Origin of the sequence: Amycolatopsis sp. cmx-11-32, assembly GCF_047608695.1 — a bacterium.
Classification (GTDB): Bacteria; Actinomycetota; Actinomycetes; order Mycobacteriales; family Pseudonocardiaceae; genus Amycolatopsis.
Genome location: NZ_JADNQN010000004.1, coordinates 680229 through 702266 on the forward strand (window position 1 = coordinate 680229; position 22038 = coordinate 702266).

Genomic DNA, 22038 nt, shown 5'->3' on the forward strand with positions numbered 1-22038 from the left:
CCGAAACGCGTTACCGAACTCTTACGGCGTGAGCACCACCTTGCCCGCGACCGTTCCGGATTCGGCCAGCCGCATCGCTTCCGCGACCCGGCTCAGCGGCAGCCGCGCCGCGACCTGTGCCGTGATCGAGCCGTCTTTCAAGGCCGCGAACACCTGGGTGAGATCGGTGCGCAGGCGGGCGCGGAAGCGGTTCTTCGCGAAGGCCCGCCCGGCCCAGACGTTGAAGAAGTACGCGTTGCGGCCGTTGGGAAGGCTGTTCCACAGCAGCACGCGGGCGAGGATCTTGAGCACGGGAAACTGCTTGGAGCCCTCGTCGTCGCGGGTCGCGGCGCTGCCGTAGGAGACGAGGGTGCCGCCGCGGGCGAGCAGCTTCCACGACGCGGGCACGCTGGCACCGCCGACGTGGTCGAAGACGGCGTCGACACCCTCGGGCGCGAGTTCGCGGACGCGGGCGGAGATGTCCTCGGTGCGGTAGTCGATCGGCACGACTCCCAGGCGCCGCAACGCTTCGTGGTGCCGTTTCGACGCCGTGCCGATCACCTGTGCGCCCGCCTGTGCGGCGAGTTGCACCAGCAGCGAGCCGACGCCGCCGTTCGCGCCGTGGACCAGGATCGTCTGCCCGGCGCGCACCTTGGCCTTGCGGTGCAGCATCTGCCAGGCGGTGATGCCGTTGACCACCGCGGTCTCGGCCTCCTCGGCGCCGAGGCCGTCCGGGACCTCGACAACGTCGGCGGCGTCGAGGACCACGTGGCTGGCCCAGCCGCCGACCTTCGTCAGCGCGGCGATCCGGCGGCCGCCGAGCGAGCGGTCGACCCCGTCACCGGTCGTCAGCACGGTGCCGACCAGGTCGTAGCCGGGGACGAAAGGGAAGGGTGGCTGGTCGTAGTACTTGCCGCGGCGCATCTGCCGTTCGGCGAACGAGACCCCGGTCGCCTCCATCGCTATCACGACCTGGCCGGGGCCGGGCGAGGGTAGTGGGCGTTCCCGCAGCTCCAGGCCTTCCGGCTCGACCTTGCCCGGCAGTACGACCTCGGTCAGCGTGCTCATTTCGATCTCCCTGATTAACTCTCGTGTTCGTTAGAGGTTGTAACTATAGTGAGCATTGCTCTCGAAAGAGTCAAGCGGGGTCACGTCTGGGTTTCGGCGCCTTGACCGGGTCGCCGCCGCTTGACACGATTGCCGATCTGAAAACGGCATATCGGACGGAGGCCCCTCGATGGGTTCGGCGATGTTCTCGATTCTCCTGCCGATAGCACTGGCACTGGTCATGTTCGGGTTGGGGCTGACCCTGACCATCGGTGACTTCACCCGGGTGCTGAAATACCCCAAAGCGGCCGTCATCGCGCTGGTGTGCCAGATGATCGTGCTGCCGGCCATCTGCGTCGGCCTCATCCTGCTGTTCGGCCTCGAAGGTGTGCTCGCGGTCGGGATGATGCTGCTCGTCGCCTCGCCCGGCGGGACGTCGGCGAACCTGTTCAGTCACCTCGCCGGCGGCGACGTCGCCCTCAACGTCACGCTCACGGCGATCAACTCCGTGCTGGCCGTGTTCACCCTGCCGCTGGTGGTCGGCCTGTCGATGGCCGAGTTCCTCGACGGCGGTGCCACGGTCGGGCTCCAGCCCGCGAAGTTCGTGCAGGTGTTCGCGATCGTGCTGATCCCGGTCGTGATCGGGATGGCGGTGCGGCACCGGTTCACCGACTGGGCCGAGCGGATGCGCAAACCGGTCAAGATCGCTTCGGCGGTGGTGCTCGTGCTGGTGATCGTCGCCGCGACCGCCCAGGAGTTCCAGACCCTGATGGACAACATCGGGACGCTGGGGCCGGTAGCGCTGCTGCTGTCCGTGTTCAGTCTCACGATCGGCTACTACGTGCCGCGGTTGTTCCGAGTGGACCGCGGGCAGTCGATCGCGTCCTCGATGGAGATCGGCATCCACAACGCCACCCTCGCGATCGCCGTGGCGATCTCGGTGCTCGGTGACGAGAAGATGGCCGTTCCCGCCGGGATCTACGGCGTGCTCATGTTCTTCCCCGCCGGGATCGCGGCCTTCCTGTTGTCCCGCAGCCGGGAACGCGTCCCAGCCTGAGGGCGGCCCTTATGGCGGGCTGGTCGTGTCGCGTGATTGGTTGGACGGCACGTGTGAGCAGACGGACGACACGCGTGATGGAATGGACGACACGCGCGCGGCCGGGACACGCGTGTCGTCCATTCCATCACGTGAGTTGTCCCGCTGGTCACGCGACATCGCCACTGGCGCACCGCGGTAGGTACTCAAGACACCCTTGGCTCAACCCGGATCGCCACTCACGACACCCGACCCGCTCAACCGGCCGGCGCGAAAAGCTGGACGTACTCGGGGGTGTCGTCCACCCGCACCCGCAGGATCGGAACGGTCTTGTTCACCGGGTCACCTTTGTCGTCGAACGAGATCATGCCGCTCGCGCCGGGGACCGCGAGCTTGCCGTGCAAGCGGTTCTTGGACTGGAGCACGTCCTGCGCGGTCACCTGGGCGGGCGCGGTCCTCGGGATGCCGCGGATCGCCCACACCACGGTGAGGACGGCGTCGTGGGAGAGGATCGCGATGCCGTCGTCCAGCCGTTCCTTCGGGAACACCGCGCGAAAGCATTCGGTGCAGCCGTCCTCCTGGAAACTCGCCACCGCAGCGGGGTTGAACACCGACGGTTCGGTGGTCCACGCGCTGGGATGGGCCAGCCCTGGACCCAGCACGGTCACCTTGGACTCCAGCCCCCGGCGCATCTCCGGGCTCGGCGGCCCGACCAGCGCCAGGTCACCGGTCAGTACCGTGATGGGCCGGTCGAGGCACGGGCGTTGCGCCAGCTCGGCCACGAAAGACGAGAGGTGGTTTTCGCGACCCGCGAAGTACACGACTTCCGCTTCGTTGCCACAGATGTTCGGCATCATCTGCAGGAACGTGTTCTCGATTCCCGGCAGGCTGGAGTCGTAGACCTCGGTGCGCCCGACCATCCGGTGCGTGGCGTCCGCGAACTTCTCGGTGAACGCCTTCGCGAGCGTCTTCGGGTACAGATCACCAGGGTTGACGTCCTGCACCAGGGTCGCCGTATGCGCGGTCGGGCGGACGTAGCCCGCCGCGGCCATCCCGTAGGTGGAGCTCGTCGGGGACACCCGCATGAAACCGGGGATCTCGGAGAACTCGTCGGCGGCCACGGGCGAGGCGACGACCGGGATCTTGTGCTGTGACAACCGTTCGATGGCGTCACGTGCCGAGCCGAGGCTCAGCCCGATCCCGGTGACGGCGACGAGGCGTTCGCGTTCCACGCGGCCGACGAGGTCGTCCACCACGGGTTCCCAGTGGGTCAGCCGGCTGCCGGGATTGGCCAGCAGCAACCGGATCAGCGGAAGACTGCCCCAGGATCCGGTGGTGTTCGCCCGGCGCTGCGCGATGTAGGCGCCTTGGATCTGGTGCCGTACCCACTCGGCGGACAGGATGTCGTTCTCCACCAGGGTCATCGGCAGCAGGACCGCGATCGTCACCGAGGGTTTGCCCGAGGCGGCGACCGCTTCGTTCTCCTTGCGGATGTGGTCCTCCACGCCGGACAGTTCCGGGGAGAACACGTAGCTTCCATCCGTGACACCGACGCATTCGGCGTGCTCACCGCGTTTCTCCACCCCGTCGGCGCAGCTGCGCCCGGCTTCGTCGATCGCCGGGACGACGACGAACACGAACACGAGTGCGACGACGAGCAGGAGCAGACCTCCGACGGCCGTCAGCCACTTCGACCACGTCGGCCGTGGTGGTCTGATCCGCTCGCTCCGTGCGGTCATCGGTATCTCTCCGCCCTCTCGTGCAACAGGATGGATCCCCGTCCTCGGCCGTGCGCCAGCTGGTGGAAACCGCCTTCGATGGTCGAATTCACCGTCCCGCCCGGATCACCGAGCGGGTCCGCCGCGATCCACAACGCGACCACCAGCCAGGACAAGGTGGTCTCCAGCTCGCCGTCGGCGTTTCCGGCGTGCGCCTCCAGCTGTTCGTACGGCGCGACGGCCGGGTCCAGCCGGTTGGGCGCCGCGGTGATGACGTCGAGTTCGGCGAGCCACGCCTCGGCGGCCGCCACGTCGAACTCCACCTGGTCGTCGGCGAACGGCCTGCTCAGATGCGCGACCACCGCGGCGACGTTCTCCAGCGCCAGATCGTGATAGCGCGCCGACACACGCTGGCCGTGCTTCTCGTAGAAGTCGCGGCACCGGGTGTGTACCCGTTCCCAGTTCAGTGGGTGATGCTCGGCGCGAGAAGCCAGTTCCTGCAACAGGATTCGGCGCAGCCAGGGATGCAGGACATACTGCAGTTCTTCGCCGGGTTCCGCCCGCAACCACAGGAGATCGCCGAGCTCCTTGAACAGCGCGCCTTCCTCGGTTGCGTTGCGCAGATCGACGATGTTCTTGTGGAACAGCGTTTCCACGTCGCGCGCGGCGCTCGCCGTGACGAGGTCCTGCCTGCTCGGCGACGGCAGGTCCTGCAGCAGATAGGACTGCGCCGCGGCGAGCAAGGTCGTCTCGGTGCCGTCTTCGGCCGTGACACCGGTCCGCAAGGAGGCGCGCAGGGCGGTGGGATCGCGGGAATCGTAGAGCTGCGCCGACGCGCCGAAAAGAGTGGTGACGGCGCCGGGATGCCCATCGGTGAGCCGGTACAGGAATCGCGGCAGCCTGGAGGTCGGGTGAATGTCGCCACGGGCCACGATGTCCACCACGTCGTCCTCGGAAAGCGTGCCGAGTTCGAGGAGGTACCACGGATACCACCGTGGATCCTGGCCCGCCGTCCAGTCCGATTCCACATCGGACGGTCGCCGCGGCGACGGCGCCGGAAGCCCGTCCGTCCGGTGACCGCTCGGCCGTCTTCGTCGCGGGGTGCCCCGCTGCGGCGTCAGCAGCGACCAGCTCTCGTTCCAGTCCGGATTCCATCGGCGGCTGGTGGCGATCACCACCAGCGGGTCCGGCTCTCCGCCGGAGCGATGCCGCGCCTCCGTCAAGGTCCGCAGGAAGACCTGACCGCCCGGCGTATGCGCGTTGTCCAGCAGGACCACGCTGTTGAGGGTGCGGCGTGACCGGTTGACGCCCTGATAGGCCAGGCGCAGATCGGTGAGGAAGGCGTCGCAGAAGATGCTGTCGACGGCGGCACGGTCCTCGTCGTCACCCCGCGAGTGCTTGGCGATCTCGATGAGGAAGTCCTCGTGGTTGCCGGTGTTGGCGGGCAGTGCCTTGATCTTTCCCAGCAGCCGCCGCCTGTTGTACCAGCCGAGTCCGCGCAGCAGCAGGTCGGTGGCTTCGGACCAGCCTTTGAGCCCGCCCGCCGGAGCGACGCCGCCGACGAGGCGCACCACATCGACGATCGTCTCCCGGTTCTGTTCGAGCGGCTGGTTCTCCAGCAGCAGTTCGCGGATCTTGCGCAACGCGGCACGGCGGTCACGCAGTTCCACCGGCGCGCTCAGCACGAGCATGCACAGCCACAACCGGGGAAACGCCAACCGGCCGAACTGTTTCCGGTGCCTGCCGAGGTCGAACGCGAGATTCGCCAGCAGCTCCCGTGGCTGGATGTTCTCGCGTTCGTGCCGTTCGAAATCAAGGTAGGCGTGCGGAATTTCCTCGCAGCGCTCGGCGATCGAGTCCAGTAACGCCGACTTCCCGGCACCTCGAGCGCCGAGCGCGACCACGACGGGCAATGCGCGGCTGTGCCCTTTCGGGCGAGTGAGCAATTCCTCGACCAGTCCACCGGTAATCGAACCGAGACCGGAAATGCGGGGTATGCCGGCAGGCATCGGCCCCCCTCCCCGCGCGGCTCCCGATTCGACCGCGCCCGCTGTGAGCGTCGACTATAGACAGCCGATGGCGTAGCCGCAGGGAATCCCGCGGGGACAAAGACATCGCCGATTCGTGTTAACCGATTTGGCCTAAGATCAGGTCACGGTTAGCTTCGGGATGGGAAGCGTGAAACGGTAATTCGCGCACGGATATGAAGACGTTACGAATGTGACGAGAAATTATCCGCCGAACCGCGCGCAGGCGTCCGTGATCGCCTCGTCCAGTATCCCCAGTCCTTCCGCCAGTTCGTCCTCCGTCGCGGTCAGCGGGGGAGCGATCCGGAAGACCCCGCCCATCCCCGGCAGCTGAACGATGTTCATGTGCAGCCCCAGCTCGAGACAACGCCGGGTGACCAGCGCGCCCAGTTCGTCGGAGCTCTGCTTGGTGGAACGGTCCACGACGAGTTCCACGCCGACCAGCAGGCCACGCCCGCGGATGTCGCCGACGACGGGATGGCGGACGGCGAGGTCGTCGAGACCGCGGCGGAGGAACGCCCCCAGTTCGGTGGCGCGTTCGTCGAGGCGTTCGCGGGTGAGGACGTCGAGCACGGTGTTCCCGACGGCCGCCACCAGCGGGTCGGCGACGTGTGTGGTGAAGAACAGGTAGCCGCGGTCGTGCGCCTCCTGCTCGATCTCCGCGCTCGTGATCACCGCCGCCAGCGGCAGACCGGCACCCAGCGTCTTGGACAGCGTCAGGATGTCGGGGACGACGCCGTCGCGTTCGAAGGCGTACCAGTTCCCCGTGCGGCACAAGCCGGTCTGTGCCTCGTCGAGGATCAGCAGCATTCCGCGTTCGCGGCACTTCTCTCGCAGGGCCGCGAAATACCCGGGCGGCGGTTCGATGATCCCGCCCGAGCTGAGGATCGGTTCGACGACGCACGCCGCGAGACTGCCGACGGACTGGGCGTCGATCATCTCGAACCCGAAGTCGAGCTGGCGCCTCCAGTCCAGTTCCCCTTCGGCGGTGAGGAAGTCCGGCCGATAGGAATTCGGCGCGGGGATGGCGAAGTTGCCCGGCGCGGACGGGCCGTAACCCTTGCGGCCCGCGCTGTAGGTGGCGCTCGCCGCCGCCTGCGTCATCCCGTGCCACGATCGGGCGAACGACACGATCTCGTGCTTGCCCGTCACCAGTTTCGCCATCCGGATCGCGGCCTCGTTCGACTCCGCCCCGGTGGTCAGCAGCAACGCCTTTTCCAGCGGTGACGGCAAAGTCTCGGCCAGCCGCCGCGCGAGGTCGACGACGGGCCGGCTCAGCATCCCGCTGAACAGGTGGTCGAGCGAGCCGATCTGCCGCCGCACGGTGCCGACGATCTCGGGATGCGAATGCCCGAGGATCGCGCTCATCTGCCCGGACGTGAAGTCGAGGATCCGCCGCCCGGATTCGGTGAACAGATAGCTCCCGGCGGCGTGGTCGATGATCTCGCGGGTGAAGTCGCCGGCCCCGGCGTAGCGCACGAGGTGCCGGTCTGCGTCGGCCCAGAAGCGGTCGGCGGTGGACAGGTCGGTGATCGGAGCAGCCATGCCTCGACGGTAAAACGGAGCCGAGCGACACGTCCATCTCGCAATTCCGGCTATGCTGTTCGCCTGATCCGTACAACAATGGCCGGATGCTCAACCCCTGGAGGCTCAGCCTGCTGAGCCGGCTGGACACCCTCGGCACGGTCCGCGCGGTCGCGAAGGCGGCCAACCTGAGCGCGTCGAGCGTGTCCCAGCAGCTCGCGGTCCTCGAGGCCGAGACGCGTACGCACCTGCTGGAACGCACCGGCCGCCGGGTCCGGCTCACCCCGGCAGGGCTGTTGCTGGCCCGCCGCGCGAGAGCCATCCTCGACCACATGGACACCGTCGAGGCCGAGTTGCGCGGCCTCGGCGAGGCGCCGACGGGGCTCGTGCGCCTCGGCGCCTTCCAGAGCGCGATCCACACCATCGCGGTCCCCACGATGACCAGGCTTGCCCGTTCGTATCCGCAGCTGCACCTCGAACTGCTCGAACTCGAACCGCACGTGAGCATGCCCGCGCTCCGCGTCGGCGACGCCGACATCATCATCACCACCACGGATTTCGTCGAGCAGCCGCTGGGCCCGGACATCGACCTGGTGCCGCTCGCCACCGACCCGGTCGTGCTCGTCGTCCCGCCCGGCCATCCGGCCGCGGGCCGGGGTCCCGCCGACCTCGCCGCCTACGCGAGCGAGCCCTGGGCGTTCGACATCCCCCAGTCGTACATGGCGAACCTCGCCACCCGGCTCTGCCGTGAGGCCGGCTTCGAGCCGCGCGTGGTCGCCCGGTTCAGCAACTACATGATGACCTTGCAGCACGTCGAGGCCGGGCACGCGATCGCGCTCCTGCCCGGCCTCGCCGTCGACAAGCGTTACCGCGTCGCCACCCGCGAACTCGCGACGCCGGTCACCCGCTCCATCACCGCCGCGATCAGGCGCGGGTCCGCGCCTCGCGCCGCTGTCGACCTGGTTCTCGAGGCGATCCGGAGTCATCCGGAACTGCCGCTGTGAACCCGTGCCGTCGCGCCAGCAGCACCACGGCCAGCGTCGGCACGAGCAGCACCAGGACGGTCCAGGGAAACGACTCGGCGCCGAAGCCCGCGAGGAGGACGCCGCCGGCGATCCCGCCGCCCGCCATCGCGGCGTTCCACAGGGTGACCAGCATGGCCTGCGCGATGTCCGCCACGCCGCCTTTGTCGCCCGCCTGCGCGGCGGCGGTCTGCAGCAGGGTCGGGACGCCACCCCAGCCGAGCCCCCACAGCGTCACCGCGACGTAGACCAGCACCGGACTTTCGCCCAGCAGAGCCAGAATCGTCGCGCCGAGGGCGACAAGAAGAGTGCAGGCGACGGTCAGTGAGCGCAGTCGCCGGTCGATGCGGACGCCGACGACCCAGATGCTGACCATCGACGCCAGGCCGAACACGAGCAGGATTCGGTCGACCGCGCCGCCCATCGACACGTGTTCGAGGAACGTGGCGATGTAGGTGTAGAGGATGTTGTGCGCCAGCACGAAGGCCAGCGTGACGAACAGGACCGCGGCCACTCCTGGCACGGCGAGGGTCCTGCGCACCGGGAGCCTGCCGCCCTTGTCCTGTCCCGGGAAATCGGGGACGGCCAGCGCGATCCAGCCGAGGAGGCCGAGCGCGATCGCCGACATGAGCGAGAACGTCACCTGCCAGCCGAAGAGGTTGCCCAGGAACGTGCCGGCGGGGATGCCGAGCGAGAGCGCGAGCGGGATGCCGGTCATCACGATGGCGATCGCCTTGCCCCGCACCGGTTCCGGCGCCATCCGCCGGGCGTACCCGGCCAGCAGCGCCCAGACCACGCCCGCCGCGATCCCGGCGACGAACCGCGCACCGAGGGTCAAGGGGTAGCTCGTGGACAGCGCCGTGACCGTGTTGGCGACCGCGAAACCGGCCACTCCGGCCAGGAGCAAACGTTTGCGGCGCCAGCCGGCCGTCGCGGTGGACAAGGGGATCGCGGTGAGCGCGGTGCCGATCGCGTACACCGTCACCAGCTGGCCGGTCGCCGCCTCGCCGACGCCGAGACCGGCGCTCATCGCGGGCAGCACACCCGCGGGAAGGGCTTCGGTGAGGACGGTGACGAACGCCGCCGTCGTCAGCGCGAGCAACGCGCCGAGTGGGAGTTTCGGAGTCATGGTCCGTATGCTCGGACCATCACATAGATGTGAAGGTCAAGTCGGCCGGGGTGAGGTGGCGCACATGCGGATCGGAGAGCTGTCGGAGCGGACGGGGACGTCGCGCCGTCTGCTGCGGTACTACGAGGAACAGGGTCTCATCATCTCGGAACGGCAGGCCAACGGCTACCGCGACTACGGCGAGCCTTCGGTCGACAGGGTCATCCAGGTCCGCGGCCTGCTCGACGCCGGGCTGCCGACCCGGATCATCAAGCAGATCCTGCCGTGCCTGGACAAGCCCCGGCAGATCTACTTCCCGGACGCGACCACGGAGATGCTCGAAACCCTGGAATCCGAACGCGACCGGATGACCCGGCGGGCCGAATGCCTGCTCCGCAACCGGGATGCCATCACCGAGTACCTCGACGCCGTCCGCGCTCGCCGTTGAGCCGAAGGGGACCTTCCCCGCGTCCGATGAGGGGAAAGCTCCCTTCGCCGCGTCGCATGTGGGGAAAGTCCCCTTCGGCTCTCCTTGGCCTTGACACCGCGTGAAAGCGCTTTCAGGATGTTCGTGGGAAAGCGCTTTCAAAGGAGAACGGATGACCACGCGGAAACTCGGCGTCGTGATGAACGGCGTCACCGGGCGGATGGGCTACCGGCAGCACCTGGTGCGCTCGGTGCTGGCGATCAGGGAGGCGGGCGGGGTCGAGCTGGCCGACGGGTCGCGGGTCCAGCTGGAGCCGGTCCTGGTGGGGCGTAACGCCGACAAGCTCGAAGAGATCGCCAAGCGGCACGGGCTGTCCCGCTGGACCACCGACCTCGACGCCGCGCTCGGCGACGACGACCTCCCGCTGTACTTCGACGCGCAGCTGACCGCCGTCCGGGAGAAGTCGATCGTCCGCGCCATCGACGCCGGCAAGCACATCTACACCGAAAAGCCGGTGGCGGAGTCGGTCGAAGGCGCGCTCGCCCTGGCGCGGCACGCGGAGGCGGCCGGAGTCAAGAACGGTGTCGTCCACGACAAGCTGTACCTCCCCGGCCTGCTCAAGCTGAAGCGGCTGATCGACAGCGGCTTCTTCGGCCAGGTGCTTTCCGTGCGCGGCGAGTTCGGGTACTGGGTCTTCGAAGGCGACTGGCAGGCGGCGCAGCGTCCGAGCTGGAACTACCGCGCCGAAGACGGTGGCGGCATCGTCGTCGACATGTTCTGCCACTGGAACTACGTACTGGAGAACCTTTTCGGCGCCGTCAACGCCGTGACCGCGAAAGCCGTCACCCACATCCCTGAGCGCGTCGACGAGAAGGGGGACTGGTACGCCGCCACGGCTGACGACGCCGCGTACGCGATCTTCGAGCTCGAAGGCGGGGTCATCGCCCAGCTCAACTCGTCCTGGTGCGTGCGGGTCCACCGCGACGAACTGGTGGAGTTCCAGGTCGACGGCACGCGCGGCAGCGCCGTCGCGGGTCTGCACAAATGCGTCATCCAGCCACGTGAGGCCACGCCGAAGCCGGTGTGGAACCCGGATCTGGCCGAGACCCGGTCGTACCGCGCGCAGTGGCAGGAAGTGCCGGACAACGAGGACTTCGGCAACGGTTTCCGCGCCCAGTGGGAGCAGTTCATCCGCCACGTCGTCGAGGACGCGCCGCATCCGTACGACTTCATGGCAGGCGTGCGCGGCATCCGGCTCGCGGAAGCGGGCCTCGAGTCTTCGCGGGAGAACCGCCGGATTTCGCTCGCCTAGTGTCGCGTGATCCTGCTTGCTTGACGTTGGGTTTCGTTCCTCGGACGGCGATCTCGCGTGATCAGACGGCGGTTACGCGTGATCAGACGGCGGTTACGCGTGATTGGACGGCGATCTCCGGAGATCGCCGTCTGATCACGGGTAAGACCTGCAGGATCACGCGACACTAGCGGCCGAAGACCGTTCCCGGGTCCTCGGCGATCAGCACCGAGATCTCCCGGATCTTGCGGTTCGTGTGCTGCGATGCGTCGGTGAGCCAGCGGAAGGCTTCTTCGGCGTTCAGTTCCAGACGTGCCATCACGATGCCCTTCGCGGTGGCGATGGCGTCCCTGGTCTCCAATGCGGCGACCAGGGTCTCCGCCTGTTTTTCGGCGGCGGCCCAGCGGGACGCGGTCAGGATGATCGCCGAGATCGCCGAAGTGAACATCGCGACCAGTGCCGCCTCGACCGGGTCGAAGGCGTTCTGCTCGAAGCTCCAGACGTTGAGCGCGCCCGTCAGCGGCTCGGTTTCACGCCGGTTGACATGCGATTCGTCGGGGACGAACAGCGGGCAGGCCAACGCGGTCCGCACGCCGAGCTGTTCGGCGGCGGCCGCGAAGTCCGGCCAGCGTTCGGCCGCGGTCTCCAGCCGGGTCCGGACGATCGTCCCGCTTTCGGCTGCCTCCAGGCAGGGGCCCTCGTCCGCGCTGTACTGCGCCTTGTCCAGGGGGAGCAGGGACTCGTCGGTGGTGGCGACGGTGCTCGGTTCGTTGTCGGAGTACAGCGTGACCGTGGCCGCGTCCGCGCCCGGCAGCAGGCCGACCACCTTCTTCGCCGCCCGCTCCAGCAAGTCGTCACGGGGCTCGTCGAGCCTCATCGACTCCGTGAGTTCCCGCAACGCCGACGCGGTGTCGCGAAACTGATCCATCGTGTCCCTTTCCCATGACCGGCCCGGCCACGCCGGCCTCCCCAAAACGTACTCGTTCCGGCTGTCCGGGCATTGGCCGATTCGGGGTAACCCTCGAACGGTGGACCGCCCGGTTCGGCGGTGAACAAGCCCTCACCGCGTGTGAGCCCATTTCCGGCCGAAGGACCTTTCGGTCCTGGTCCGGTCGTTGCTGAAGTGCGGAGTCCGTGCTTCACTCCTTGCGTGCCGTACCGACGTACCCCGAAGACACAGGCCAGACTGGACTCCCAGCGCGGGGAGATCCTGGCCGCCGCCATCGCACTGCTGGCGGAAACCGGCTACGCGGGCTGCTCGATGGCCGCGGTCGCCGCGCAGGCGGGCGTCGGCACCGGGAGCGTGTACCGCCAGTTCCCGTCCAAGGCCGATCTGGTCGTCGAGGTCTTCCGCGAGGTGGTTTCCCGCGAGGTCAAGGCCGTCGAAGCCGCCGCTGCCCAAGGCGACGTCCGGGAGCGGGTAGTCGCGGTGATCGAGACCTTCGCGGGCCGGGCGTTGAAGGCGCCGAGGCTGGCGTACGCCCTCCTGGCCGAACCGGTCGACGCCGTGGTGGAGGCCGAGCGGCTGGTGTTCCGCCGCGCGTTCCGCGAGGTCATCGCCAGGAACATCGCCGACGGGGTCGCGAGGGGACTGCTGCCCCCGCAGGACGCGGAAGCGACCGCCGCCGCGCTGGTCGGCGCCGGCGCGGAAATGCTGGTCGGTCCCCTGGCCGGGGATGGCGGTCCGGACACGATTCCGCACCTGGTCACGTTCACCCTCCGCGCGCTGGGGGGCTCCGATGACGTTTGAGACGCTCTCCTACCGCGTCGCGGATCGGAAGGCCTACCTGACGTTGAACCGTCCCGAACGGCTCAACGCGATCAACGACGTCATGCCCGGCGAGATCCGGCAGGCCGTGGAACGGGCGAACGAGGACGACGCGGTCCGGGTGATCGTGGTGCGGGGCGAGGGCCGGTCGTTCTGCGCCGGGTACGACCTCAAGCAGTTCGCCGAGCAGGACTCCGAAGGCCACTGGAACCAGGGCCCGGTGTGGGATCCGGTCAAGGACTACCGGGTGATGAAGCGCAACACCGACGACTTCTTCACCCTTTGGCGGTCGCTGAAACCCACGATCTGCCAGGTACAGGGACACGCTGTCGCGGGTGGCAGCGACATCGCGCTGTCGTGCGACGTACTGCTCATGGCGACCGACGCGCGCATCGGCTATCCGCCCGCACGGGTGTGGGGCTGCCCGACGACCGCGATGTGGGTCTATCGCGTCGGGGCCCAGCGCGCGAAACGGATGCTGCTCACCGGCGACACCATCGACGGCACCACCGCGGCGGACTGGGGGCTCGCGCTCGACGCGGTGGAACCAGGGAAACTGGAAGCCGCCACCGAGGAACTGGCCGGCCGGATGGCCGGGGTGCCGACGAACCAGCTGGTGATGCAGAAGCTGATGATCAACCAGGCCTACGACAACATGGGCCTGTCCGGCACCCAGACGCTCGCGACGCTCTTCGACGGCATCACCCGGCACACCCCGGAAGGCCGCTGGTTCCGCGAGTTCGCCGAACGCGACGGTTTTCACGAGGCGGTGGCCTATCGCGACTCCGGACAGGTCATCCCGGACGGCGGCGGACCGCTGCCGGAGAGCACGGATCCAAGGAGGTCGTCATGACCGCGAACACCGAAAGCGAACGGGTCGCCGAGCGCCTGCAACGTTCTTCCGCGCGGCTTTCCTACGACCCGGACGTCGACGTCGATTGGCTGGCACCGTTGGTCGACGGCGCCTACGGCAAGGCACCGGAACGATGTTCCCTGTACGGCACCGCATTGTGGGAACGGCTCGACGAGGACCAGCGTGCCGAACTGAGCCGTCAGGAGGCCGCGGCCGCGGCGGCGTCGGGGATCTGGTTCGAGCTGATCCTGATGCAGGGCCTGGTGCGCCACGTCTACAACAGCGATCCGACGACGCACAACGCCCAGTACGCGCTCACCGAGATCGCCGACGAATGCCGTCACAGCACCATGTTCGCCCGCTCGATCGCGAAGACCGGCGGCGTCGTCCGTCGCCCCAGCCGCTCGGCGCACCGGGCGGGCAAAGTGTTCGGCGCCGTCTGCGGTCCGGCGCTGCTGTTCGCCGGAGCCATCTATGTCGAAGAACTCGCCGACGGCATGCAACGCGAGATGATGCGCGACCCCAGCCTGCAGCCGATGATCCGGATGATCTCGCGTATCCACGTTATCGAGGAAGCGCGCCACATCAGCTTCGCCAAGGACGAACTGGGCCGGGCGTGGGCCCGCCACGGTCGCGTCGGCCGCGAACTGATCCGCTGGGCGATCGCCGCCATGGCCTATGTGGCGACGTCGGAGTTGTTGCACCCCAAGGCATACACCTCCGTCGGCCTCGACCCCCGCGAAGCAGGCCAAGTCGCCGCCTCGAACCCGCACTGGCGCCGGACGAAGGCGTCGTGGGCGGCAAAGGCCGTCGAGTACTTCACCGAGATCGGTCTCATCGGCGGCCCGAGCCGCCGTCTGTGGCGCCGCGCCGGCGTCCTCGACTGAACGACGACGAAAGGAACCCATGTCCGCACGCACCGGCCAGGTCCTCGGCCTCACCATCGCCGCGACCGGTCTCGCCCACTTCGCCGCCCCGGCGGCGTTCGAACCCGTGACGAAGATGGCCTTCGCCGACGACGTCCGCAGCTGGACGTATCGCAACGGAGCCACCGAACTCGCCATCGGGCTCGCGATCGCGGCGGCCCCCACCCGGAAGGCAGGGGTCGCGGGGCTGGCCGTCTACGCGGGATGGCTGGCACGCCGGGTTCTTTCACGGCGCTGAGAGCTTCGAGGACTCGCGCGCCGACGAAGGCGGCGGTGAAGCTGCCGTGGGGCTCGGGACGCGGGCGCACGAGGCGCGCTCGGTCGTCTGAGACTGGGGCTTCACCCGTTCGCGACTGTGATGAATGGCGCCACCAGACGGCCTCGCCAGGGATACCGGGCTATCGTCGAGCTCAGCACTTCGTTGCCCTTCACCGCACGAGCCCGATCCCCGCTCGTAGCGTTGAGGGACCGCTCTGGACCCGGCGGCGCTCGTTGTGTCGCGACGGCGACCACGCACGAGCCGGCGAGCCGTCCGCAGCGAGAGGCTCCGATCATGGCCGACCTCCGGCGTGAGCCGTGTGGCCACGACGACGTCCGGCGAGCGGTGCCGCGCCTGGTGCGGGCGGCCGCGATGCTGGCTCCCGCGGTGGCCTTCCTCGTCCGTCGCGGGGTTTCCCGCCGTCGGTCTCGCGGGTCCAGCTCACGAAGAGCGTCGACGCCGCGGCGAACTGGCTCACCACCGGACCCCCCACCTCAGTGCCGCGCCGAGCACGGCGGCGACCGTCGGCGGGGTGCCGGCGCAGATGCTGATCTTCCAGCTCGCGTCAGCCACGTGCGCGCGAGGATGGCAGACGTCCACGCGAGCAGGCCCGCGGAATCCGGCCCGCCCGAAGCCGGCCTCGACCGGGAACCCGAACTACGTCAAGGAGATCCCCATGACCACGACGACCCGAGAACTCGATCAGGCCCAGGTGGAACTCATCGGCGAGGAACTGGATTCGCTGCGCCAACGGGTGGTGGCGGATCTCGGCGCGGAAGACGCCGACTACATCCGCCGCGTCGTCGCGGTGCAACGGCTCAGTGAGGTGTCAGGCCGGGTGCTCCTGTTCGCGGGCTGGTTCCCGCCGGCGTGGATCGCGGGCGTCGGCGCACTGTCGTTGTCGAAGATCTTGGACAACATGGAGATCGGCCACAACGTCCTGCACGGTCAGTACGACTGGATGAAGGACCCGACGCTGAATTCGCGGACCTTCGAATGGGACATGGTCTGCCCGGGCGAACAGTGGCGCCGCTCGCACAACTTCATGCACCACACCTACACCAACATCCTCGACAAGGATCGCGACGTCGGTTACGGCATCATCCGGATCACCGAAGACCAGAAGTGGAATCCGTACTACCTCGGCAATCCGCTCTACGCGGCCGCGCAGGCACTGTTCTTCGAGTACGGGATCATGCTGCACGACCTCGAAGCGGACAGGATCGTGCAAGGCCGCCGGTCATGGGCGGACGTCCGCCCGCTGCTCGGCCCGATGCTGCGCAAGGTGGGGCGGCAGGCGGGCAAGGACTACGTGCTGTTCCCCGCGCTGACCGGGCTGCTGTTCCCGGTGACCCTGGCGGCGAACGTCAGCGCGAACCTGATCCGCAATCTCTGGGCCTTCTCCATCATCTTCTGCGGCCACTTCCCCGACGGCGCCGAGGTGTTCACCGAAGAGGAGAGTGAGGCCGAGAGCAAGGGGCAGTGGTACCTGCGCCAGATGCTCGGCTCCGCGAACATCACCGGAAGCCCGCTGTTCCACCTGTTGTCAGGGAACCTCAGTCACCAGATCGAGCACCACCTGTTCCCGGACATCCCGTCCCGCCGCTATCCGCAGATCGCGGCCGAGGTGCGGGAGATCTGCGAGAAGCACGATCTGCCCTACAACACCGGTTCCCTGTCGAAACAACTCGGCTCGGTCATTCGCAAGATCTTCCGTCTCGCTTTGCCATGACCGAACGGCTTCTCGGTGATTCGACAGCCGGTTGATCATCGAGCAGGCGAAGGGCGTCCTTCCGCGCGCGGCCATGATCCGGGCAGGGAACACGCCTTCGCCGCCCTGCGCGGTTGAGCGCGACCGGCAGGTCCGGTGCGGAAGAACCGGCCACCAGGTGCGGGCCGGGAAGGCGATGGATCCGGCATTCGGGGGTCACGACCTCCTCCCCTTGGTCACCATAGACAGTCCTTAGTGGACTGTGTCTCGTTCCTTCTTACGAGGACGGCGGGACTGGAGCCCTCTGTACGCACGTTTTCGTGCGACACGGATTTCGACTGTACAATGGAAAACACCGAGAGTATTCCGCACGTCGGAGAACGACCGATGTCACCTTCGGTTCTTCATCGACGCCGGCCTGCGTGGCCGGAGACCGGAGCCGAACTTGTGCGCCGCCGATCGGCTGAAAATCAAGCCCCGCAACTCCGAGAGCGGTTTCGTCGACGGCGCCTGGTGACCCCGGTCCCGTGATTTGACGAGCGAGGTGCCCGAGCTCGCCACGGCGCTCAATGGCCGGATCGGCCCGGTGTGGCGGGTGGCGTTCCAGCCGACGGTCTGGGCGGTCACGGTCCGCGAGCTGATCTGTCAGGGCCGGTTGGTCAAACTGGAGGGAATCGACTCGCAGAGCGTCCATCTCGTGCATGTGACCGGCGGGAACATGGACCGGGTCACGCTCCTGGTCATCCCGCCGGAGGCGGGTCCGGTGGCCGCCGAGCGCGTGCTGCTCGCGGCCTCCGGGCAGAACAACGTGGCCGGCCCGGAGGCGCTCCTCGACGAGTTCGGCGCGCGGCCCGCCCCGGAAAACGCCCTCGCCCGTTGGGAGTCCGAAGGCGGACATGGCGACACTGCCGTGACAGGCGCGTGAGCTGCGGGCGCAGTGAATCGACCGTGGCCCACTGGGTTTCGGTGTCGCAAACACTGAGGAAGAAGATCCCCTGCCGCCACGCGTAAACCGCGTTCTTGACCGCGATCAACGCGGTGTGCCGGTCGGTGGTGGGCACGGTCGTGCGGTGCACCGGCTGCGGCCCCGTGTGGCGTCAAGACACCACCCTCGCCGCCGAGCCCAGGGGAATGGTTTGAGATGGGCCAGGGCCAGAAGTGCTCCCAGGCATACCGCGATCTACCGAGGTAGTGAACGGGGGGCGTGCTTGAGAGCCTTGAGCGACCTGACCTTCGCTACGCAAGACTCAACCGTGTCTTGCGCCGTGTACTTGAACGGCGGTCTGATGCTGCTCACCAAGACTCGGCGCTCTCAGCCATTTCCGGTGCGGGCATAGCCATGGTTTGGTCCCGCTCGTGGTCCACCACGTCCACGTGTACGAGGACTTCTATCGCCAACCGAACTGTCATAGGTGCGCTCCGGGTTTGTCTGAGCTGAAGTGCTTCGCTCGAGCAGAAGGGGCTGCGGTGAGGACGGGCGCGCCGGTGGCGGCGAGGATGTCGTCGGGGGTGACGCCGGGTGCGGTTTCGGCGAGCTGGAGCCCGTCGTCGGTGACGTCGAGGACGCCGAGGTCGGTGATGATGCGGTTGATGCACCTGCGGCCGGTGAGCGGCAGGGTGCATTCCTCCACGATTTTGCGGCTGCCGTCGCGGGCGGTGTGTTCGGTGAGTGCGACGACGTGGCGTGCGCCGTGGACGAGGTCCATCGCGCCGCCCATGCCTTTGATCATTTTCCCGGGGATCATCCAGTTCGCGAGGTCACCCTTGGCGGAGATCTGCATGGCGCCGAGGATCGCGGTGTCGATGTGGCCGCCGCGGATCATGGCGAAGGATTGCGCGGAGTCGAAGAAGCTGGCTCCGGGGAGTGTGGTGACGGTTTCTTTTCCGGCGTTGATGAGGTCGGGGTCGACCTGTGAGTCACGGGGGTAGGGGCCGGTGCCGAGGATGCCGTTCTCGGAGTGCAGGACGACGTGGATTCCCGCTGGAATGTGGTCGGGAACGAGGGTGGGCAGGCCGATGCCGAGGTTGACGTAGCTGCCGTCGGCGAGTTCGGCGGCGGCGCGGGCGGCCATCTGGTCGCGTGTCCACGGCATCAGTCGGTGGTCCTTTCACTGGTGGTGCGGCGTTCGATGGGTTTGTCCACGGCCTGCTCGGGCGTGAGTTCCACGACGCGCTGGACATGGATACCCGGTACATGGATCTGGTCGGGGTCGAGGGTGCCGGGTTCGACGAGTTCTTCGACTTCCGCGATGGTGATGCGCCCGGCGGCCGCGGCCAGCGGGTTGAAGTTGGCCGCCGACCGGCGGAAGACCAGGTTTCCGTGCCGATCCCCGCGATAGGCGTGTACCAAGGCGAAATCGCAGGTGATGGCTTGTTCGAGGACATGGTCGCGGCCATCGAACTCGCGGGTCTCGCGCGGCGGGGACGCGACCGCGACCGTGCCGTCCTCGGCGTAGCGCCAGGGCAGACCGCCGTCGGCGATCTGCGTGCCGACTCCGGCGGGGGTGAAGAACGCGGGGATACCGGCGCCTCCGGCGCGTAACCGCTCGGCGAGTGTGCCTTGGGGGATGAGTTCGACCTCGAGTTCGCCCGCCAGGTATTGGCGGGCGAACTCCTTGTTCTCGCCGACATAGGACGCGACGACCCGCGCGACTCGGCCGGATTCCAACAGGACTCCGAGTCCTCGTCCGTCCGTGCCGCAGTTGTTCGACACGAGGCTCAGCCTGGACGCTTCGGTTCCGTGCACGGCGTGGATGAGGGTCTGGGGTATGCCGCAGAGTCCGAAGCCGCCGACGGCCAGGGACGCTCCGTCGTGGATATCTGCCACCGCCTCGGCGGCAGTGGCGACGAGTTTGTTCATGGAGAAACCGCTCCTGGTGGGGTCATGGTGTTCCCGGCCGGGGGGCCGGGCCGGTGGATGCCGCTACGCGCAGGTGCTGTCTTTGACGTAGTAGTTCGTGCCGGTCTGACGCAGTTTCGTTGCTGTGTAAAGGTTGTTGAGGCCGAGGTTCTGGTCGGAACCGTTGGCCAAGGCGTAGCCATAGCTGTTGTGCGCCCGGCCGGCGACCACGTGGCTGTAGTTGGATCCGGAGAAGCACTGACCGGACGGAGTGCTGGTGGGCGGTGCCGTCGTGCTGGTCGGCGTCGCCGTGCCGGTCGGCGGGTTCTCGTGGGCGACGATGAACGCGCGCATCGCGGCGAACGCGGTAGCGTCTTTGACGATGGTGAAGTGCGTCGGCGCCATCGGCCCGGAGAGCAGGTAGTTGTCGTCGGCGCCCGCGAGTTTGGCGGTGTCGTAAGGTGCCGCGTTGGTGTCTTTGACCGACCGGACGGTCAGGTACGCGACCTGCGGGTGGCCCGGCACTTCGGTGCCGGAGTTCAGCTCACGCAGGAACGGGGAATTCGCCGAGCCGAACTGCTGACAGGACACATAGAACTGACAGCCGTTGTTCGTGGTGCCGTGCTGCGGGCCCGCGTAGCCGATGTACTGCGAAACCTTGTCGGCGCCACCGAGGTTCTTGATGTAGTAGCGGGCCGCCAGCGTGGACGCGGACCAAGTCGCGAGCACGACCTTGGACGCGCCGGTCTGCGAGCGCACCTGATCGACCTTGGTGCCGAGTTCCTGGGCGGCCTTGGCGAGGTCCTGGGTCATGCTGCTGCTGTCGGTCCAGGTGAACAGCCGGTTCGCCGCCCAGCCGTTGGACTGCAGGTTCGACTTCATCGCGTCCATATTGGACGGCGTGCCGGTCATGCCGGGCACCAGGATCACCGGGTCGTGTGTCGCGGCGGTCGTCTCGGCGTTGGCCGAGTACGACGTCAACGCGACTACCGTCGTGACCACCGCGACCAGCGCGGCGGACGTGGCAGCCAACAGTCGCGTCCGTCGGTTCGGGCGGTTTCGCGAGGTGAAAGACGGCTGGGTATTCGCAGGCATCGTTGCCTCCTTGAGCTACGGTACTCACGCGAAATCGCTCGAAGCGTTTCGTGCTCTCGGTGCCTGAAGGGCCGTTTGATCCGAGGTGGCAACACTGTAGGTACAAGGCACCCCGGTAGCGATATGTGCAGAGGACACACTCTTGCGTGGGTACGCATGTGTTACCCGCTGCCATGCCTTGGACCTCGTACCCAGGGAGTGACACGTGGACATCGACGAGGGCCCGGAAGTGTGTTTCCCGCCCATATGTTCGGTGGTCCGGCACCCATATCGTGTGGCTCACTCGCAAGTCTTACTCACGGTCGAGGCATTCGCGGACAGGTTACCGGCCCACCGGGCGACGTCTTCTCGGTGACGCCCCCTCGTAGTCAGGCTTCCTCGTGTCTCGTGGCCGACCAGGTTCAAACCTCCTCGTGAAGGAAGTCGTTCAGTGACCCGTTTCGGCATCATCGGCGGCGGCCTCATGGGCCATGGCATCGCCGTCGCCCTGGCCCAAGCCGGCCACCAGGTCGGTGTCTTCGACATCGACCCCGCCGTCCTGAAAAGTCTCGACGACCGTGTCGGCCAGGCGTTGTCGCGCATCGGCGTTCCGCCCGGCCAGATTCGCACGGTTCAGGAGCGCATCGCCCCCGTTGCCTCGCTGCCCGAGCTGGCGCGGCAGTCGGAGATCGTCGTGGAGGCGGTATCGGAACGCTTGGCGGTCAAGCACGACGTACTGGCGGCCATCGAGTCCGACATCGCGCCGGACACTCCGATCTGGACGAACACGTCGGTGCTGTCGATCAGCAAGGTGGCCCACGCGATGGCCCACCCGCAGCGCCTGGTCGGCGTGCACTGGTGGAACCCGCCTTATCTGATTCCCCTGGTAGAGATCGCGCCAGGTGAGGACTCCGACGCGAATGTCGTCGAACACGCCTATGACCTGATCGCGTCGCTGGGCAAGACCACGGTCCGGCTGCACCGGGACGTACCGGGGTTCATCGGGAACCGCCTGCAGTTCGCGCTGGTGAGAGAGGCCCTCTACCTGCTCGACGAGGGTGTGTGCGAGCCGGAGACGATCGACACCGTCGTCCGCGCCAGCCTCGGGCTGCGCTGGGCCGCCGTGGGGCCGATGGAGAACGCCGACTACATCGGACTGGACCTTACCCGCGCGATCCTGGCCAACCTGGCGCACGACCTGTCCACCCAGACGAACTCGTTCCCCACCCTCGACCAGCTCCTGGAGCAGGCCCGCACGGGCCGCCCCACGGGGAGCGGGCTGCTCACCTGGCCGGACGGACGCGGGGACGAAGTGGCCGCGCGCCTGGAAGCCGGGATCCGCCGAGGCCTTTCCGCGAACTGACTCGCCACCCCGGTCATCGAAGGTCACACTGTGCACAAGCGTGGTCGAACGCGCGGCGGGACGTGC

At 67.7% G+C, this 22038-nt stretch carries 19 protein-coding genes and 1 pseudogene; 11 read left to right on the top strand and 9 right to left on the bottom strand.

Annotated features, from left to right (window positions below; genetic code table 11):
• Nucleotides 1-21 precede the first annotated feature (21 nt).
• Entirely contained in the window at nucleotides 22-1047 is a 1026-nt protein-coding gene (locus tag ACM6LR_RS15740) for a medium chain dehydrogenase/reductase family protein (protein WP_414944008.1), read from the bottom strand.
• Nucleotides 1048-1216: 169 nt separating this feature from the next.
• On the opposite strand from ACM6LR_RS15740, the gene ACM6LR_RS15745 reads away from it, so the two are divergent.
• Nucleotides 1217-2083, top strand: coding sequence for a bile acid:sodium symporter family protein (locus ACM6LR_RS15745; protein WP_414939213.1), 867 nt, complete (start codon nucleotides 1217-1219; stop codon nucleotides 2081-2083).
• 236 nt (nucleotides 2084-2319) lie between these two features.
• Here ACM6LR_RS15745 and ACM6LR_RS15750 read toward each other — a convergent pair whose 3' ends face one another.
• The 3 genes from ACM6LR_RS15750 to ACM6LR_RS15760 all read right to left on the bottom strand — a co-directional run bounded on the left by ACM6LR_RS15750 (nucleotide 2320) and on the right by ACM6LR_RS15760 (nucleotide 7352).
• The gene (locus ACM6LR_RS15750) at nucleotides 2320-3801 is read right to left on the bottom strand and encodes a hypothetical protein (RefSeq protein WP_414939212.1); all 1482 of its coding nucleotides are present in this window, start codon (nucleotides 3799-3801) and stop codon (nucleotides 2320-2322) included.
• Nucleotides 3798-5789, bottom strand: coding sequence for a hypothetical protein (locus ACM6LR_RS15755; RefSeq protein ID WP_414944009.1), 1992 nt, complete (start codon nucleotides 5787-5789; stop codon nucleotides 3798-3800). Before ACM6LR_RS15755 ends, ACM6LR_RS15750 begins: the two co-directional genes overlap by 4 nt.
• Nucleotides 5790-6011: 222 nt before the next feature.
• A complete protein-coding gene (locus ACM6LR_RS15760; protein ID WP_414944010.1) occupies nucleotides 6012-7352 on the bottom strand; it encodes an aspartate aminotransferase family protein in 1341 nt (446 codons plus the stop codon).
• An 86-nt stretch (nucleotides 7353-7438) separates the two neighbouring features.
• Between ACM6LR_RS15760 and ACM6LR_RS15765 the strand changes: the two genes are divergently transcribed.
• Complete coding sequence (locus ACM6LR_RS15765) at nucleotides 7439-8335, top strand: LysR family transcriptional regulator (protein WP_414939209.1); 897 nt, start codon at nucleotides 7439-7441, stop codon at nucleotides 8333-8335.
• Here the strand turns inward: ACM6LR_RS15765 and ACM6LR_RS15770 are convergent.
• Nucleotides 8256-9482, bottom strand: a complete 1227-nt coding sequence (locus ACM6LR_RS15770; RefSeq protein ID WP_414939208.1) for an MFS transporter — start codon at nucleotides 9480-9482, stop codon at nucleotides 8256-8258. The two genes, ACM6LR_RS15765 and ACM6LR_RS15770, sit on opposite strands and share 80 nt — an antisense overlap.
• Nucleotides 9483-9546: 64 nt before the next feature.
• Here ACM6LR_RS15770 and ACM6LR_RS15775 point away from each other — a divergent pair, with 64 nt between their 5' ends.
• Both ACM6LR_RS15775 and ACM6LR_RS15780 read left to right on the top strand, forming a co-directional pair.
• Complete coding sequence (locus ACM6LR_RS15775; protein ID WP_414944011.1) at nucleotides 9547-9909, top strand: MerR family transcriptional regulator; 363 nt, start codon at nucleotides 9547-9549, stop codon at nucleotides 9907-9909.
• A 151-nt stretch (nucleotides 9910-10060) separates the two neighbouring features.
• On the top strand, nucleotides 10061-11200 hold the full coding sequence (locus tag ACM6LR_RS15780; RefSeq protein WP_414939206.1) for a Gfo/Idh/MocA family protein: 1140 nt from the start codon (nucleotides 10061-10063) through the stop codon (nucleotides 11198-11200).
• 166 nt (nucleotides 11201-11366) lie between these two features.
• Here the strand turns inward: ACM6LR_RS15780 and ACM6LR_RS15785 are convergent, their stop codons facing one another.
• Nucleotides 11367-12107, bottom strand: a complete 741-nt coding sequence (locus ACM6LR_RS15785) for a GAF and ANTAR domain-containing protein (RefSeq protein ID WP_414944012.1) — start codon at nucleotides 12105-12107, stop codon at nucleotides 11367-11369.
• A 222-nt stretch (nucleotides 12108-12329) separates the two neighbouring features.
• On the opposite strand from ACM6LR_RS15785, the gene ACM6LR_RS15790 reads away from it, so the two are divergent.
• The 6 genes and pseudogenes from ACM6LR_RS15790 to ACM6LR_RS15815 form a co-directional block, all read left to right on the top strand.
• Nucleotides 12330-12929, top strand: a complete 600-nt coding sequence (locus ACM6LR_RS15790; protein ID WP_414944013.1) for a TetR/AcrR family transcriptional regulator — start codon at nucleotides 12330-12332, stop codon at nucleotides 12927-12929.
• Nucleotides 12919-13800 carry a crotonase/enoyl-CoA hydratase family protein gene (locus ACM6LR_RS15795; protein WP_414939203.1) on the top strand — a complete coding sequence of 294 codons (882 nt, stop codon included), beginning with the start codon at nucleotides 12919-12921 and terminating at the stop codon, nucleotides 13798-13800. The genes ACM6LR_RS15790 and ACM6LR_RS15795 overlap by 11 nt, the downstream gene beginning before the upstream one ends.
• Entirely contained in the window at nucleotides 13797-14687 is an 891-nt protein-coding gene (locus ACM6LR_RS15800) for an AurF N-oxygenase family protein (RefSeq protein ID WP_414939202.1), read from the top strand. The genes ACM6LR_RS15795 and ACM6LR_RS15800 overlap by 4 nt, the downstream gene beginning before the upstream one ends.
• Nucleotides 14688-14706: 19 nt before the next feature.
• Nucleotides 14707-14964 (top strand): hypothetical protein, encoded by a 258-nt coding sequence (locus tag ACM6LR_RS15805; protein ID WP_414939201.1) that lies wholly within the window; start codon nucleotides 14707-14709, stop codon nucleotides 14962-14964.
• A gap of 697 nt (nucleotides 14965-15661) precedes the next feature.
• Entirely contained in the window at nucleotides 15662-16717 is a 1056-nt protein-coding gene (locus ACM6LR_RS15810) for a fatty acid desaturase family protein (protein ID WP_414939200.1), read from the top strand.
• A 508-nt stretch (nucleotides 16718-17225) separates the two neighbouring features.
• Nucleotides 17226-17621: pseudogene (locus ACM6LR_RS15815) on the top strand (DUF5994 family protein); the annotation flags it as partial.
• Between the two features lie 481 nt (nucleotides 17622-18102).
• On the opposite strand, the gene ACM6LR_RS15820 reads toward ACM6LR_RS15815, so the two are convergent.
• The 3 genes from ACM6LR_RS15820 to ACM6LR_RS15830 all read right to left on the bottom strand — a co-directional run bounded on the left by ACM6LR_RS15820 (nucleotide 18103) and on the right by ACM6LR_RS15830 (nucleotide 20567).
• Nucleotides 18103-18789 carry a 3-oxoacid CoA-transferase subunit B gene (locus ACM6LR_RS15820; RefSeq protein WP_414939199.1) on the bottom strand — a complete coding sequence of 229 codons (687 nt, stop codon included), beginning with the start codon at nucleotides 18787-18789 and terminating at the stop codon, nucleotides 18103-18105.
• On the bottom strand, nucleotides 18789-19556 hold the full coding sequence (locus tag ACM6LR_RS15825) for a CoA transferase subunit A (protein WP_414944014.1): 768 nt from the start codon (nucleotides 19554-19556) through the stop codon (nucleotides 18789-18791). The genes ACM6LR_RS15820 and ACM6LR_RS15825 overlap by 1 nt, the downstream gene beginning before the upstream one ends.
• Nucleotides 19557-19619: 63 nt before the next feature.
• Nucleotides 19620-20567, bottom strand: coding sequence for an esterase/lipase family protein (locus ACM6LR_RS15830; RefSeq protein WP_414939197.1), 948 nt, complete (start codon nucleotides 20565-20567; stop codon nucleotides 19620-19622).
• A gap of 493 nt (nucleotides 20568-21060) precedes the next feature.
• Here ACM6LR_RS15830 and ACM6LR_RS15835 point away from each other — a divergent pair, with 493 nt between their 5' ends.
• Nucleotides 21061-21972 carry a 3-hydroxyacyl-CoA dehydrogenase family protein gene (locus ACM6LR_RS15835; RefSeq protein WP_414939196.1) on the top strand — a complete coding sequence of 304 codons (912 nt, stop codon included), beginning with the start codon at nucleotides 21061-21063 and terminating at the stop codon, nucleotides 21970-21972.
• Nucleotides 21973-22038: the final 66 nt, after the last annotated feature.

Bases quoted from the DNA above. Each gene is read 5' to 3' on its own strand.
- ACM6LR_RS15740 (WP_414944008.1), bottom strand. From the start codon at position 1,047: ATGAGCACGCTGACCGAGGTCGTACTGCCGGGCAAGGTCGAGCCGGAA.
- ACM6LR_RS15745 (WP_414939213.1), top strand. From the start codon at position 1,217: ATGGGTTCGGCGATGTTCTCGATTCTCCTGCCGATAGCACTGGCACTG.
- ACM6LR_RS15750 (WP_414939212.1), bottom strand. From the start codon at position 3,801: ATGACCGCACGGAGCGAGCGGATCAGACCACCACGGCCGACGTGGTCG.
- ACM6LR_RS15755 (WP_414944009.1), bottom strand. From the start codon at position 5,789: ATGCCTGCCGGCATACCCCGCATTTCCGGTCTCGGTTCGATTACCGGT.
- ACM6LR_RS15760 (WP_414944010.1), bottom strand. From the start codon at position 7,352: ATGGCTGCTCCGATCACCGACCTGTCCACCGCCGACCGCTTCTGGGCC.
- ACM6LR_RS15765 (WP_414939209.1), top strand. From the start codon at position 7,439: ATGCTCAACCCCTGGAGGCTCAGCCTGCTGAGCCGGCTGGACACCCTC.
- ACM6LR_RS15770 (WP_414939208.1), bottom strand. From the start codon at position 9,482: ATGACTCCGAAACTCCCACTCGGCGCGTTGCTCGCGCTGACGACGGCG.
- ACM6LR_RS15775 (WP_414944011.1), top strand. From the start codon at position 9,547: ATGCGGATCGGAGAGCTGTCGGAGCGGACGGGGACGTCGCGCCGTCTG.
- ACM6LR_RS15780 (WP_414939206.1), top strand. From the start codon at position 10,061: ATGACCACGCGGAAACTCGGCGTCGTGATGAACGGCGTCACCGGGCGG.
- ACM6LR_RS15785 (WP_414944012.1), bottom strand. From the start codon at position 12,107: ATGGATCAGTTTCGCGACACCGCGTCGGCGTTGCGGGAACTCACGGAG.
- ACM6LR_RS15795 (WP_414939203.1), top strand. From the start codon at position 12,919: ATGACGTTTGAGACGCTCTCCTACCGCGTCGCGGATCGGAAGGCCTAC.
- ACM6LR_RS15800 (WP_414939202.1), top strand. From the start codon at position 13,797: ATGACCGCGAACACCGAAAGCGAACGGGTCGCCGAGCGCCTGCAACGT.
- ACM6LR_RS15805 (WP_414939201.1), top strand. From the start codon at position 14,707: ATGTCCGCACGCACCGGCCAGGTCCTCGGCCTCACCATCGCCGCGACC.
- ACM6LR_RS15810 (WP_414939200.1), top strand. From the start codon at position 15,662: ATGACCACGACGACCCGAGAACTCGATCAGGCCCAGGTGGAACTCATC.
- ACM6LR_RS15820 (WP_414939199.1), bottom strand. From the start codon at position 18,789: ATGCCGTGGACACGCGACCAGATGGCCGCCCGCGCCGCCGCCGAACTC.
- ACM6LR_RS15825 (WP_414944014.1), bottom strand. From the start codon at position 19,556: ATGAACAAACTCGTCGCCACTGCCGCCGAGGCGGTGGCAGATATCCAC.